At 73.1% G+C, this 13,633-nt stretch carries 9 protein-coding genes; 5 read left to right on the top strand and 4 right to left on the bottom strand.

The annotated features are described in order from the left end of the window. Nucleotides 1-82: 82 nt before the first annotated feature. Nucleotides 83-4,567, top strand: coding sequence for an ATP-dependent helicase (locus AB0J42_RS07405; protein WP_364289956.1), 4,485 nt, complete (start codon nucleotides 83-85; stop codon nucleotides 4,565-4,567). Between the two features lie 26 nt (nucleotides 4,568-4,593). Here AB0J42_RS07405 and AB0J42_RS07400 read toward each other — a convergent pair whose 3' ends face one another. The 3 genes from AB0J42_RS07400 to AB0J42_RS07390 form a co-directional block, all read right to left on the bottom strand. After that, nucleotides 4,594-5,679, bottom strand: a complete 1,086-nt coding sequence (locus tag AB0J42_RS07400; RefSeq protein ID WP_364289954.1) for a glutamate--cysteine ligase — start codon at nucleotides 5,677-5,679, stop codon at nucleotides 4,594-4,596. A 69-nt stretch (nucleotides 5,680-5,748) separates the two neighbouring features. Next, entirely contained in the window at nucleotides 5,749-6,360 is a 612-nt protein-coding gene (locus AB0J42_RS07395) for a M15 family metallopeptidase (RefSeq protein WP_364289952.1), read from the bottom strand. Nucleotides 6,361-6,428: 68 nt separating this feature from the next. Then, nucleotides 6,429-7,574 carry an ROK family transcriptional regulator gene (locus tag AB0J42_RS07390; RefSeq protein WP_364290502.1) on the bottom strand — a complete coding sequence of 382 codons (1,146 nt, stop codon included), beginning with the start codon at nucleotides 7,572-7,574 and terminating at the stop codon, nucleotides 6,429-6,431. Between the two features lie 137 nt (nucleotides 7,575-7,711). On the opposite strand from AB0J42_RS07390, the gene AB0J42_RS07385 reads away from it, so the two are divergent. The 4 genes from AB0J42_RS07385 to AB0J42_RS07370 are packed head-to-tail and all read left to right on the top strand — an operon-like array spanning nucleotide 7,712 to nucleotide 12,406. Next, a complete protein-coding gene (locus tag AB0J42_RS07385) occupies nucleotides 7,712-9,040 on the top strand; it encodes an extracellular solute-binding protein (RefSeq protein ID WP_364289950.1) in 1,329 nt (442 codons plus the stop codon). A 4-nt stretch (nucleotides 9,041-9,044) separates the two neighbouring features. Beyond that, complete coding sequence (locus tag AB0J42_RS07380; RefSeq protein ID WP_364289948.1) at nucleotides 9,045-10,049, top strand: sugar ABC transporter permease; 1,005 nt, start codon at nucleotides 9,045-9,047, stop codon at nucleotides 10,047-10,049. Beyond that, a complete protein-coding gene (locus AB0J42_RS07375) occupies nucleotides 10,049-10,900 on the top strand; it encodes a carbohydrate ABC transporter permease (protein WP_364289946.1) in 852 nt (283 codons plus the stop codon). The genes AB0J42_RS07380 and AB0J42_RS07375 overlap by 1 nt, the downstream gene beginning before the upstream one ends. 60 nt (nucleotides 10,901-10,960) lie before the next feature. Continuing rightward, entirely contained in the window at nucleotides 10,961-12,406 is a 1,446-nt protein-coding gene (locus AB0J42_RS07370) for a glycoside hydrolase family 3 protein (protein ID WP_364289944.1), read from the top strand. Nucleotides 12,407-12,415: 9 nt separating this feature from the next. On the opposite strand, the gene AB0J42_RS07365 is transcribed toward AB0J42_RS07370, so the two are convergent. Continuing rightward, nucleotides 12,416-13,597 (bottom strand): ROK family protein, encoded by a 1,182-nt coding sequence (locus AB0J42_RS07365; RefSeq protein WP_364289942.1) that lies wholly within the window; start codon nucleotides 13,595-13,597, stop codon nucleotides 12,416-12,418. Nucleotides 13,598-13,633: the final 36 nt, after the last annotated feature.

The following is a 13,633-nucleotide window of genomic DNA, read 5'->3' as shown; positions in this document are numbered from 1 at the left end:
GTATGTCCGCCTGAGTGGCCGCTCAATCGCACGGCGCGGGAGCAATGCGTTTTCTGTCGGTGGCACGAGGCACTATGGGCTCGTGAGCTCGCTCGACCGCTTCAGCCAGATGACCCGGAGCTGGTTCTCCGGGGCCTTCGCGGCGCCCACGGCCGCGCAGGAGGGCGCGTGGGAGTCGATCGCCCGCGGCGACAACACGCTCGTGGTGGCGCCGACCGGGTCCGGCAAGACGCTGGCGGCCTTCCTGTGGTCGCTCGACCGGCTGGCGTCGGAGCCGCCCGCGGCGGGCACGCGGGTGGTGTATGTGTCGCCCCTGAAGGCACTGGCCGTCGACGTGGAGCGCAACCTGCGCGCCCCTCTGGCGGGGCTGGAGCAGACGGCGCGGCGGCTGGGCCTGCCGGTGCCGGAGATCTCGGTGGCGATCCGCTCGGGCGACACCCCGGCGGAGGAGCGCAGGCGGTTCGCGGCCCGGCCGTCCGACATCCTGATCACCACGCCCGAGTCGCTGTTCCTGCTGCTGACCAGCCAGGCGCGGGAGGCGCTGCGCGGCGTGGAGACGGTGATCGTCGACGAGGTGCACGCGGTGGCGGCGACCAAGCGGGGCGCGCATCTGGCGCTGACGCTGGAGCGGCTCGACGCGCTGCTGGAGCGGCCCGCCCAGCGGATCGGCCTGTCGGCGACGGTGCGCCCGGTGAGCGAGGTGGCGGCGTTCCTCGGCGGGACGCGCCCGGCGACGGTGGTGCAGCCGCCGTCCGACAAGCGCATCGAGGTCGAGGTGGTCGTCCCGGTCGAGGACATGACCGAGGTGGAGTCGGGCCCGTCGCCGGCTGAGGCGGAGGAGCTCGCGGCCGACCCGGCGAACCGGTCGATCTGGCCGCATGTCGAGGACCGGCTGTTCGACCTGATCGAGGCTCATGACTCGACGATCGTGTTCGCCAACTCGCGGCGGCTGGCCGAGCGGCTCTGCTCCCGGCTCAACGAGCTGGCGTTCGCCCGCGGCGACGGCGAGGCGGCTCCGCCGTCGCCCGCGCGCCCGCCGGCCGAGCTGATGGCGCAGGCGGGGGCGAGTGAGGGCGCGCCGGCGGAGGTCGTGCGCGCCCACCACGGCTCGGTGTCCAAGCAGGAGCGGGCGCAGATCGAGGAGGCGCTCAAGTCGGGGCGGCTGCCCGCCGTGGTGGCCACCTCCAGCCTGGAGCTGGGCATCGACATGGGCGCGGTCGACCTGGTGGCGTGCGTGGAGGCGCCGCCGAGCGTGGCGAGCGGGCTGCAGCGCATCGGCCGCGCGGGTCACCAGGTGGGCGCGGTGTCCAAAGGGGTGATCTTCCCGAAGTACCGCGGCGATCTGGTGCAGACGGCCGTGGTGGCCGAGCGGATGAAGAGCGGCATGATCGAGGAGCTGCGCTATCCGCGTAACCCGCTCGACGTGCTGGCCCAGCAGATCGTGGCGATGACGGCGCTCGACGAGTGGACGGTCGACGAGCTGGAGACCGTGGTGAGGCGGGCCGCCCCGTACGCGACCCTGCCCAGGAGCGCGCTGGAGGCGACGCTCGACATGCTCGCGGGCCGCTACCCGAGCGAGGAGTTCGCCGAGCTGCGCCCGCGCATCGTGTGGGACCGGGTGACGGGCACGCTCCGGGGGCGGCCGGGCGCGCAGCGGCTGGCGGTCACCAACGGCGGCACGATCCCCGACCGGGGCCTGTTCGGCGTGTTCCTGGTCGGCGAGTGGGGCTCGCGGGTGGGCGAGCTGGACGAGGAGATGGTCTACGAGTCGCGGGTCGGCGACGTGTTCGTGCTGGGCGCCTCGTCGTGGCGGATCGAGGACATCACCGCCGACCGGGTGCTGGTCTCCCCCGCTCCCGGCCAGCCGGGCAAGCTGCCGTTCTGGCACGGCGACACGCCCGGCCGCCCCGCCGAGCTGGGCCGGGCGATCGGCGGGTTCCTGCGCGAGCTGGCCAAGGAGGAGTCGGCGGAGCGGCTGCGCGCGGCCGGGCTCGACTCCTACGCGGCCGCCAACCTGCTCTCCTACCTGCGCGAGCAGCGCGAGGCCACGGGTTACGTGCCCGACGACAAGACGCTGGTGGTGGAGCGGTTCCACGACGAGCTGGGCGACTGGCGAGTGGTGATCCACTCCCCCTACGGCGCGCGGGTGCACGCCCCGTGGGCGCTGGCGATCAACCGGCGGCTGCGCGAGCGCTACGGCGTCGACGTGCAGGCGGTCCACTCCGACGACGGCATCGTGCTGCGCATCCCCGACACGCTGGCCGAGCCGCCGACAGACGTTGCGGCCTTCGACGCCGAGGAGATCGAGCAGATCGTGACCGAGGAGCTGGGCGGGTCGGCGCTGTTCGCGTCCCGGTTCCGCGAGTGCGCGGGGCGGGCGCTGCTGCTGCCGCGCCGGGTGCCGGGCCGGCGCACCCCGCTGTGGCAGCAGCGCCAGCGGGCGGCCCACCTGCTCGGGGTGGCCTCGAAGTACGCGTCGTTCCCGATCGTGCTGGAGACGATGCGCGAGTGCCTGCAGGACGTCTTCGACCTGCCGGGGCTGGTCGAGCTGATGCGCGACATCGCGGCCCGCCGGGTCCGGGTGGTCGAGGTGGAGACGGGGCAGGCCTCGCCGTTCGCGGCGTCGCTGCTCTTCCACTACGTGGGCGCCTTCATGTACGAGGGCGACGCGCCGCTGGCCGAGCGGCGGGCGCAGGCACTGGCGCTGGACACGTCCCTGCTGGCGGAGCTGCTGGGCCAGGCCGACCTGCGCGAGCTGCTCGACCCCGACGTCATCTCCGACACCGAGCGGGAGCTGGCCAGGCTCGACCGCCCGCTGCGGCACGCCGAGGACCTGGCCGACCTGCTGCGCTCGCACGGCCCGCTGCTGGCGCCCGACGTGAGCGTGCGCGGCGGCGACCCGGCCTGGCTGGAGGAGCTGGAGCGGGCGCGGCGGGCGATCCGGGTGCGGATCGCGGGCGAGGAGCAGTGGGCGGCGGTCGAGGACGCGGCGCGGCTGCGCGACGCGCTGGGGGTGCCGCCGCCGGTGGGGGTGCCGCACGCGTTCCTGGAGCCGGTGGCCGATCCGCTGGCCGACCTGGTGGCCCGGCACGCCCGCACCCGGGGGCCGTTCCACGCCTCGACGGCGGCGGCCCGGTTCGGGCTGGGCGTGGCCGTGGTGACCGACGCGCTGCGCAGGCTGGCGGCGTCCGGGCGGGTGGTGAGCGGGGAGTTCCGGCCGGGCGGGCGGGGCGAGGAGTGGTGCGACGCGGGCGTGCTGCGGATGCTCCGCCGCAGGTCGCTGGCCCGGCTGCGGAAGGAGGTCGAGCCGGTCCCGCCGGAGACGCTGGCCATGTTCACCCCGGCCTGGCACGGCATCACCGGGGAGACGCGCGGCGCCGCCGGCGGCGCGCGGGCGATGGACGCGCTCGTCCGCGCCATCGAACTGCTGCAGGGCGCGGCGGTGCCCGCCTCGGCGCTGGAGACGCTGGTGCTGCCGTCGCGGGTGCCGGGCTACCATCCGGCGCTGCTCGACGAGCTGACCGCGTCCGGTGAGGTGATGTGGGCCGGGCAGGGGTCGCTGCCGGGCGGAGACGGCTGGGTGTCGCTCTACTTCGCCGACACGGCGCCGCTGCTGCTGCCCGAGCCGGGCGAGATCACGATGACGCCGGTCCACGAGAAGATCCTGGAGGCGCTCAGCGGCGGCGGCGCGCTCTTCTTCCGCCAGCTCACCGACCGGATGGGGCTGCTGGACGACCAGGCGGCGGCGACCGCGCTGTGGGACCTGGCGTGGGCGGGGCGGGTGTCGGGCGACACGCTGGCGCCGCTGCGGGCCACGCTCGGCTCGGGGCGGCCCGCCCACCGGACGGCCACGCGCAGGCGGCGGGCGGTGCTGCCGACCCGGAGCGGGCCGCCGACGGTGGCGGGGCGCTGGTGGCTGCTGCCGGAGCCGGCCTCCGACGCCACCCAGCGGGCGCAGGCGCAGGCGGAGGTGCTGCTGGAGCGGCACGGCGTGGTGACGCGCGGCGCGGTCACGGCCGAGCGGCTGCCGGGCGGGTTCTCGCCGATCTACCAGGTGCTGCGCGCGTACGAGGAGAGCGGGCGGTGCCGGCGCGGCTACTTCGTCGAGGGGCTGGGCGGGGCCCAGTTCGCGCTGCCGGGGGCGGTCGACCGGATGCGCGCGATGGCGCCCCCCGCCTCCGGTGAGCGGCCGGAGGCGGAGCGCCGGGCCGTGGTGCTGGCGGCGGCCGACCCGGCCAACCCCTATGGGGCGGCGCTGCCCTGGCCTGCGCATCCCGGGGAGGTGGCCCACAAGCCGGGCAGGAAGGCGGGGGCGTTGGTGGTGCTGGTCGACGGGCGGCTGGTGCTCTACGTCGAGCGGGGCGGCAAGACGCTGCTGTCGTTCGCCGACGACGACCGGCTGCGTCCGGCGGTCGACGCGCTGGCGCTGGCCGTACGCGACGGCGCGCTGGGCAAGCTGACCGTGGAGCGGGCCGACGGCGAGCCGATCAACGACTCGCCGCTGGGGGCGGCCCTGGAGGAGGCGGGTTTCCACCCCACGCCGCGGGGTCTCAGATTGCGAGCCTGACCGTACACCCGTTCCCACGGGAGGCGTCAGGCGACGGTGGCTTCGATGAGGTCGTCGACCACGTCGGTGAGGTCCTGCTCGCGGGCGTGCACGCGGCGCTGGCGTTCGGCGCCGGAGCCCTTGGCGAGCAGGCGTTCCAGCCCGTCCTCGACGTAGGGCAGGTCACCGGCCTCCGCCAGGGCGTCGCTGACGTGGGCCAGGAGGCGGCGGGCCATCATCGGGGCGGGCAGGAGCGTGCCGTGGCGGACGTCGAGGCTGTCGCCGGTGAGCCCGTCCCGGGCGGCCCGCCAGTAGGCGGCGCGCACCACCTCCGAGGGGATGGGCAGGCCGCGGTCGCCGCGTGCGACGTCGGCCAGCGCCTTGACGACGAGGCCGCGTACCAGCCCGATGATGGTGAGGCTGTCGTTCACGTCGAGCGGCACGTCCGCGACCCGGACCTCGACCGTGGGCAGCCGGGGCGAGGGCCGGGTGTCCCAGAAGACGGTTTTCGGGTCCATGAGGGCGCCGGACTCGGCGAGCGCGCGCAGGGCCAGCTCGTAGTCCTCGAAGGTGGGGAAGTACGGCGGCGCGCCGGAGACGGGCCAGCGGCCCCAGCTGATGACCCGCCAGGAGGCGTAGCCGGTGTCGCGGCCGACGAAGAACGGCGAGTTGGCGGCCAGCGCGATCAGCGTGGGGAGCCAGGGGCGCAGGTGGTTGCCGACGTAGACGGCGTGCTCCTCGTCGGGCACGTCCACGTGTACGTGCAGGGCGCAGATGCTGATCTCGTCCTGTAGCGCCCGGTAGAGGGTGCGGCCCTGTTCGTAGCGGGCGTCGTCGCTGAGCGGCGGGGGCATGACGTTGCCCAGCACCGGGATGCCGCTGGCGACGACGGCGAGCCCGCAGGAGCGGGCGGCCCCGGCCACCTCTTCGCGCGCGGCGCGCAGCTGGGCGCCGAGGTCGGCCAGGTCGGCGGAGGGCGCGGTGCGGGCCTCCACCTGGAAGCGGGTGATCTCGTGGGCCACGTCGAGCACGTCGGTCGCGGCGGCGAGGACGTCGGCGGCCCGGGGGGTGACGTGCCGGGTATGCGGGTCGACGACGAGGTACTCCTCTTCGATCCCGATCAGCGGAACCATGCCCACACCTCGCAGGAAGTCGGGGGAGCCTCCGCACGATTTGTGCCCGCCTGCCGCCTTCGGGAATCCCTACATCGTTACCGGTCCGTAGCAAGCGGCCGGAGCGCCGGTGGCCAGCGCCCAGTAGCGGTCGCCGTAGGACCAGTGCCACCACTCGGTGGGGTAGTTGACCAGGCCGACCGGCTCCAGGGCGGCGGCCAGGAGCTTGCGGTGGGCGCGGGCGTCGTCGGAGATGTGCGGGGCGGCGGTGTAGCAGGCGCCGTCGCTCTCCTCGGGGTTGTCGTTGACCTGCGTGCCCATGTCGTACTCGTGGCCGTCGGGGTCGCAGAGGGTGAGGTCGACGGCGGCGCCGGCGGTGTGCGGGGCGACCTCGACCGGGGAGACGTAGCGGCTGGCGGCGACGTGCGCCTCCTGCTCGGTCATGTCGGGGAAGGCGGCGCGCAGCTCGTCGCGGTACTCATCGAAGTAGCGGCGCTGGGTGGCGACGGGCCGGTAGCCCTCGACGATGAGCAGGTGGTAGCCGTCGGGCAGGTGACGTTCTGCGCGTTCGAGCCTGGTCAGCAGGCCCTCTCGGAGGTGGGCGTAGGCGCCGTCGGCGTCGGCGAGCCGGGTGTCGACCCGGAGCCGTCCGCGTACGTCCGCCAGGGACTCGCCGTCGTCACGGACCGGGATCGCCGCCACGCGGGGATCGGATATGAGCACGATGTCACTCGGGGGCTGCCACATGTGCAGAAATTCTCCCACATGCGTCAGACGGTGTCGGAGAACACCTGCTCGCGGGCCTGTTCGAGGGCGGCCACGAGGGCGCCGCGGAGCACCGGGTTGCCGGGGACGCCGCCGGTCGCGACGGCGGGCGGGGCGGGGCAGATGCGGGCGACGGCGTCCTGCACCTTGGCGGCCAGCCGCTCGCCGCCCGCCCGGCCGATGTCGCCGCTGAGCACGATCAGGCCGGGGTCGAGGACGACCGCGACGGCGGCGACGCCGACGGCGAGCCGGGCGGCGACGGCGTCGAGGAAGTCGTCGCCGCCGTTGCGCAGCTGGTCGGGGACGGTCGCGCCGGGCACCTCGTACGCGCTCGCCAGAGCCTGGAGCGCGGCGGTGCCGACGAGGCGCTGGAAGGACCCGGAGTTGGGCTGCTTGACGTCGGCGGGCAGCGGCTCGCCAGGCACGGGCAGCCAGCCGATCTCACCCGCGCCGCCGGTGATGCCGCGGTGCAGCCGGCCGCCGAGCATGACGCCGAGGCCCTGGCCGATGCCGGCCCACATGACCACGAAGTCGTCGACGCCGGCGGCGGCCCCGTAGTGGTGCTCGGCGAGGGCGACGAGGTTGACGTCGTTCTCGATGGTGACGGAGCCGCCGAGGCCGCGGCGGAGCGCGGCGAGCACGCCGACGTGCCAGGCGGGCAGGTCCAGGGAGAAGCGGACGTCGCCGGTGCGCGGATCGACCATGCCCCTGGTGCCGATGACGAAGGCGCGCAGCCGCGACAGGCCGACGTCGGCGGCGGCGCAGGCCCGCTCGACCGCGGCCTGGACCGTACGGACCGGGTCCCCGCCGAAGGGGTTGACCGTGACCTCGACCACGGTGCGGCCTGTGATGTCGGCCACCCCGACGGTGACGCTCTCGGGCAAAACCTCCAGGCCGGCGACGTAGGCGCTGGAGGGGCGCACGCCGTAGAGTGCGGCGTTGGGTCCCCTGCCGCCCGCGCGTTCCCCGGCCACCTCCACCAGGCCCCGGTCCTCCAGCCGGGAGAGCAGCTGACCCGCGGTGACCTTGGACAACCCGGTCCGCTCGCCCAGTTCAGCCCGGGTGAGCGGGCCCTCCGCGAGGAGGAGTTCGAGCGCGGAGCGGTCGTTGAGCCTGCGCAGCAGGCGAGGCGTCCCGGGGCTCCGGCTCATCTTCATGCCCTTCTCGTCACGATCGGCTAACGGGTGGTTTCTTTAAAGAAAGTTTCTTGTTAGTTTACCACCTGTCGTTCTACATGACGATCAGCCTGGTGCGGACCGTAGGCCGGCACCCGGGAAGGGAGAACCCTGTGAGGATCGCGAAGATCACAGCCACTACGGTCACCACGGCCGCCCTGGCCCTGGGCCTGGCGGCCTGTGGGGGCAGCGAGACGCCGGCGGCGGAGCCGAGCGCGGCCGGCAGCGCCGACAGCGGCGGCCCCGCCTTCGCCGGCAAGGAGCTCACGCTCTGGCGCCTGGGCGACAGCAACCCCGAAGCGCAGAAGTACACCGACGAACTGGTGGCGGCGTTCCAGCAGGAGACCGGCGCCACCGTGAAGGTCGAGTGGATCCCGTGGCCCCAGGTGAACGACAAGTTCACCGCCGCGGCGGCCGGCGGCGCCGGCCCCGACGTCACCGAGATCGGCAACGACCAGGTGCCGCTCTGGGTGAGCCAGGAGGCGCTCGCCCCGGTCACCGACATCGTCAACGCCGGTGACCAGGCCGAGATCCCCAGGAACCTGATGGGCATGGAGACCATCGACGGCGAGACGTACGCCGTGCCCTGGGGCGGCGGCACCCGCGCGGTGCTGTACCGCAAGGACTGGTTCGAGGAGCTGAAGATCGAGGTCCCGAAGACCTGGGACGAGCTCGTCGCCGCGGCCAAGAAGGTGCAGGCCGAGAAGGGCTCCGACGTCGACGGGTTCGCCTTCAACGGCGGCTCCGACGCCAACCACCTGCTGGGCTCCCTGGCCTGGACCGCGGGCGGCGAGTACGCGGTCAAGGAAGGCGACAAGTGGGTCGGCAAGCTGACCGAGCCCGGCTTCAAGACCGGCTTCGAGCAGTACACGTCGCTGGTGACCGACGGCCTGTCGGGCAAGTCCCGGCTCACCCAGAACAGCTCCGACATCCGTACCCGCTTCGCCAACGACAAGGTCGGCATGTACCTGACCGCGTCCTGGGACCTGCCCGCGATCGAGGAGGAGAGCAAGGGCAAGCTCAAGAGTGACAACCTCGCGTTCTTCCCGCTCCCGGGCAAGGACGGCGGCGAGGCGCAGGCGTTCCTCGGCGGCAACGACATCGCCGTCTGGGGCGCCGCCAAGGAGCCCGAGGCGGCCAAGGAGTTCGTGAAGCTGGCGACCAACAAGGAGTGGGGCGTCAGGTACGCGACCGACGGCGGCCTGCTGCCGGTCTACCCGGAGGCGCTGGCCAAGCTGGCCGAGGACCCGGCCCAGGCGCCGTTCGCGGCCGCGTTCGCCAAGGCCAAGGCCTTCCCGGCGGACCCGAACTGGACCGAGGCCAACGAGACCAAGGCCGTGCTGCAGAACGCCGCGCGGCAGGTGATCGAGGGCAAGGCAAGCGTCGACGAGGCGCTGGCCGCGGCCAACACCGAGCTCGAAGACATCCTCAACCAGTCCTGAGGCCATGACGAACACGTCGACACTGTCCCGGGGCGGCAGGCACGCCTCCGCCCCGGGCAGGGGCCCGTCCAAAGGCGGCAGGCGCAGCGGCCTGCCCACCTGGTCGATCCCGTACGTCCTGCTGATCCCCGGCCTGCTGGTCATCGCGGCGCTGCTGCTCTACCCGATGTTCCAGGTCGCCGTGATCGCCTTCCAGAAGGTCGGCCTGCCGCAGATCAGCGGCAGGAGACCGGCCGAATGGGTGGGCACCGAGAACTTCACCCGTATCTTCGAGAACGAGATCTTCTGGGACTCGCTCCGCAACACCGTCGTGTTCGCCGCCGTCGCGGTGACGCTGACCCTGGTGCTCGGCACCGCCGTGGGGGTGCTGCTGAGCAAGCTCGGCAAGAGGATGTCCACGTTCCTGGTGATCGGCATCATGTGCGCCTGGGCGGTGCCGCCGGTGGCCCAGGGCATCATCTGGAAGTGGCTGTTCGACGCCGAGGCCGGGATCATCAACTGGGCGCTGAACCTGCTGCCCGACTGGCTGTCCTCGGCGCTCTTCGGCCGCGCCGACTGGACCGGCGAGCCCTGGCTCAACGACGCCTGGTCGGTCTACCTGGTGCTGGTCATCACGGTGGTGTGGGCGTCCTTCCCGTTCATCGCGGTGTCGGTGCTGGCCGGCCTCAAGGGCATTCCCGGCGAGCTGTACGAGGCCGCCCGGGTCGACGGGGCGTCCGGCTGGCGCACGTTCTGGCGGATCACGTTCCCGCTGCTCAAGCCGGTGTTCGCGGTGCTCACGGTGCTGTCGATCATCTGGGATTTCAAGGTCTTCAGCCAGCTGTACGTGCTCATGGGCGGGCCGACGAACCGGGAGGCGTTCAACCTGTCCATGTACTCCTACACCGAGGCGTTCAAGGCGCCGCAGAAGATGGGCACGGGCTCGGCCATCGCGCTGGTGCTGACGGTGATCCTGCTGGTCGTCACGGCCGTCTACATCCGGCAACTGGTCAAGCAGGAGGATTTGTGATGACCCCGCTGGCCAGGAAGCGCCTGGGCAAGGTGGTGCTGAACGGGCTCGCCCTGATGGTGTTCCTGTTCGCGGTCTTCCCCGTCTACTGGATGGTCTCGACCGCCTTCAAGGCCAACGATCAGATCTTCACCACCGAGTTCATCCCGTTCCCCACCCACTTCACGTTCGAGCACCTGATGCGGGTGCTGACCGAGGGCGTCGCGGGCAACTCGATCTGGGTCTACATGGGCAACAGCGCGATCGTGGCGCTCGGCACCGTGCTCATCGGCGCGGTCTTCTCGCTGCTGGCGGCGACGGCGGTGGCCCGGTTCCGGTTCAAGGGCCGCACCGGGTTCCTGTTCCTGCTGCTGGTCGCGCAGATGATCCCGGCCGAGGCGCTGCTCATCCCGCTGTTCCTGCGGGTCAAGGCGCTCGGCCTGTACGACCACCTCGCCGGTCTGATCCTGGTCAACGTCGGACTGACGCTGCCGTTCGGCATCTGGATGCTGCGCACGTTCGTGGCCGCGGTGCCGAAGTCGCTGGAGGAGGCCGCCTGGATCGACGGGGCGTCCAGGTTCACCACGTTCTGGCGGGTGCTCTTCCCGCTGGTCGCGCCCGGTCTCGTGGCGACCAGCATCTTCTCGTTCATCACCGCCTGGAACGAGCTGATCTTCGCGCTGGTGCTGATGAGCGAGTCGTCCGGCTACACCATGCCCGTGGCCCTGCAGTTCTTCTTCGGCCAGAAGGGCACCGACTGGGGCGCCATCATGGCCAGCTCCACGATGATGACCATCCCGGTCGTCATCTTCTTCATGATCGTGCAGCGCCGCATGGTGACCGGTCTGATGGCCGGCGCCGTCAAGGGCTGATTCCACGCCGTCGGGCGCCTCCTCTGTCTGAGGCTGCCTGTTCTCATCCGATGAGGAGCCATGAGTCGAAGTGATCGGGGGCTGCGCCGCCTCGCGGCCGGTACGTTGCTCGTCGCCTTCCGGGGCACCACGCCGCCGGGCTGGGTGCTGCGCGAGCTGGAGCACGGGCTGGGCGGCGTCACGCTCTTCGGCCACAACGTCGACGGCCACGAGCGGGTGGCCGCGCTCACCGCGGCGCTGCGGGAGGCGGGCGGCGAACCCGTCGTCTCCCTGGACGAGGAGGGCGGCGACGTCACCCGGCTCGCCTACCACGAGGGCAGCCCGTACCCGGGGAACGCGGCGCTCGGCGCCGTGGACGACGTCGAGCTGACCCATCAGGTCTACCGGGCGATCGGCGCGGAGCTGGCCGGGTGCGGCGTCAACCTGAACATGGCGCCGGACGCCGACGTCAACACCGAGGCGGACAACCCGGTCATCGGCACCCGCTCGTTCGGCGACGAACCGGCGCTGGTCGCCCGGCACACCGTGGCCGCGGTCGAAGGGCTGCAGGCGGCCGGAGTGGCCGCCTGCGTCAAGCACTTCCCCGGCCACGGCGCCACCCGCGTCGACTCGCACCTGGCCATACCGGTCGTGGACGTCACGCCGGAGGTGCTGCGCGAGCGGGAACTGGCGCCGTTCCGGGCGGCCATCGCCGCCGGCACCAGGACGATCATGACGGCGCACGTGGCCGTTCCCGTGCTCACCGGCGGCATGCCCGCCACGCTGTCATCGGCCGCGCTGACCGAGCTCCTGCGGGGTGAGCTCGGCTACGACGGCGTGGTGGTCTCCGACGCCCTCGACATGCACGCCATCACCAAGAGCGTCGGGCTCGACGGCGGCGCGGTGCGCTCGCTGGCCGCCGGCGCCGACCTGCTCTGCCTGGGGCCGATCCCCGACCGGAACGACGTGCTCGCGGTGATCGACGCGATCGTCGAGGCCGCGGTCCAGGGCACGCTGCCGCCCGCCAGGCTGGAGGAGGCCGCCGCCCGGGTGGAGGCGCTGCGCGCCTGGTTCGGCACGGTTTCCGCAGCCCCCGCCGGACTGGACGGGATCGGCCTGCGCGCCGCCCGCCGCGCCGTGCGGCTGACCGGCCGGCCCGCACCACTGGCGGAGCCGCTGGTGGTGGAGGTGGAGACGCCGCCCACCATCGCGGTGGGCGACGTGCCGTGGGGGATCGGGCCGTGGCTGCCGGGCGCGGAGGTGCTGCGGGTCGCCCCGGACGCGGCCGACGTGCCGGGGCTGCTGGCCAAGGCCGTGGATCGTTCCCTGGTGGTCGTGGTCAAGGACGCGCACCGCCACCCGGACAGCCGGGCGCTGGTCTCCGCGCTGGTGACCGCCCGGCCGGACACGACCGTGGTCGAGATGGGCCTGCCGGTGTGGCGGCCGGAGACCGCCGCCTACATCGCCACGTACGGCGCGGCGAGAGTGAACGCGCAGGCCGCGGCGGAGCTGCTGCTCGGGACCTGAGCCCTGAGGTCAGGACGTGAGGAGTTCCTCGCGGGCCTGGTCGAGTGCGGCGAGGACGGCGCCGCGCAGCACCGGGTTGGGGTCGGTGACGGCGGTGGTGGTCACCTGCGGGCGGACCGGGCAGATCCGGGCCACCGCCTCCTCCACCCGGGAGGTGAGCGCCTCTCCCCCGGCATGGCCGACCTCGCCCGCCAGCACCACCAGGCCGGGGTCCAGGATCACGCAGACCGCCGCCACGCCCAGGGCGAGCCTGCGGGCGACCTCGTCGAGCAGCGGCTCGCCCTCGGCCCCGGCCGCCACCGCCACCTGGACGCACTGCCCGGCGCTGTCGGCCGCGAACCCGTACCCCCGAGCCAGTTCCGCCACCGCCTCCGAGCTGACGAGCGACTGCAGGCCGCCCGCGAGCGACGGCAGCCGCCCCGGCGTGGTGCGGATGTCCTCGGGCAGCGGCACGCCCGGCACGGGCAGGTAGCCGATCTCGCCCGCGCTGCCTGACCGGCCGCGGTGGAGCCGGCCGCCGAGCATCACCGCCATGCCCAGGCCGCGGCTGGACCAGAGCAGCACGAAGTCGTCGACGCCCTGCGCGGCCCCGTCGGCGCGCTCGGCGATGGCGGCGAGGTTGACGTCGTTCTCGATCGTCACCTCGCGCTTCAGGTCGCCCGCCAGGGCCTCGTGGATGCCTTCGTGCCAGCCCGGCAGGTCGAAGGAGAAACGCACGTCGCCGCTGCGCGGGTCGACCACGCCGGGCGTGCCGATGACGACGCCGCGCAGCCTGCTCAAGCCCACCTTGGCGCTCCGGCACGCCTTGGTGATCGCCTCGTGCACGGCGGCGACCGGGTCGGTGTACGCGTCGGGATCGACGGCGACCCGCGAGATCGTGCGGCCGTGGATGTCGGCGACCGCCGTCGAGATCAGCCCGGGGCCGACCTCCAGCCCGGCCACGTACGCGCTGGAGGAAATGACCGAGTAGAGCGCCGCGTTGGGGCCGCGCCCGCCCGCCTGGGCGCCGACCACCTCGACCAGCCCGCGCTCCTCCAGCCGGGCCAGCGTCTGGGACGCGGTCACCTTCGACAGCCCGGTCTGCTCGCCGATCTGCCCCCGGGTCATCGGCCCGGAGGTCAGCAACAGCTCCAGCGCCGCCCGGTCGTTGATCTCCCGGAGAAGTCTGGGCACACCAGGGCGTCGCTCCACGCTGAAATCCCACCGTCAAAAACGAAATCGAAAAGG

Origin of the sequence: Nonomuraea sp. NPDC049649, assembly GCF_040675175.1 — a bacterium.
Taxonomy (GTDB): Bacteria; Actinomycetota; Actinomycetes; order Streptosporangiales; family Streptosporangiaceae; genus Nonomuraea.
The sequence above is the reverse complement of the archived record's forward strand: the minus strand, read 5'-3'. Positions and strand labels throughout refer to the sequence as shown.

Coding starts and splice junctions, on each gene's coding strand:
- AB0J42_RS07400 (WP_364289954.1), bottom strand. CDS start 5,679: ATGGTTCCGCTGATCGGGATCGAAGAGGAGTACCTCGTCGTCGACCCG.
- AB0J42_RS07390 (WP_364290502.1), bottom strand. CDS start 7,574: ATGAGCCGGAGCCCCGGGACGCCTCGCCTGCTGCGCAGGCTCAACGAC.
- AB0J42_RS07380 (WP_364289948.1), top strand. CDS start 9,045: ATGACGAACACGTCGACACTGTCCCGGGGCGGCAGGCACGCCTCCGCC.
- AB0J42_RS07375 (WP_364289946.1), top strand. CDS start 10,049: ATGACCCCGCTGGCCAGGAAGCGCCTGGGCAAGGTGGTGCTGAACGGG.
- AB0J42_RS07370 (WP_364289944.1), top strand. CDS start 10,961: ATGAGTCGAAGTGATCGGGGGCTGCGCCGCCTCGCGGCCGGTACGTTG.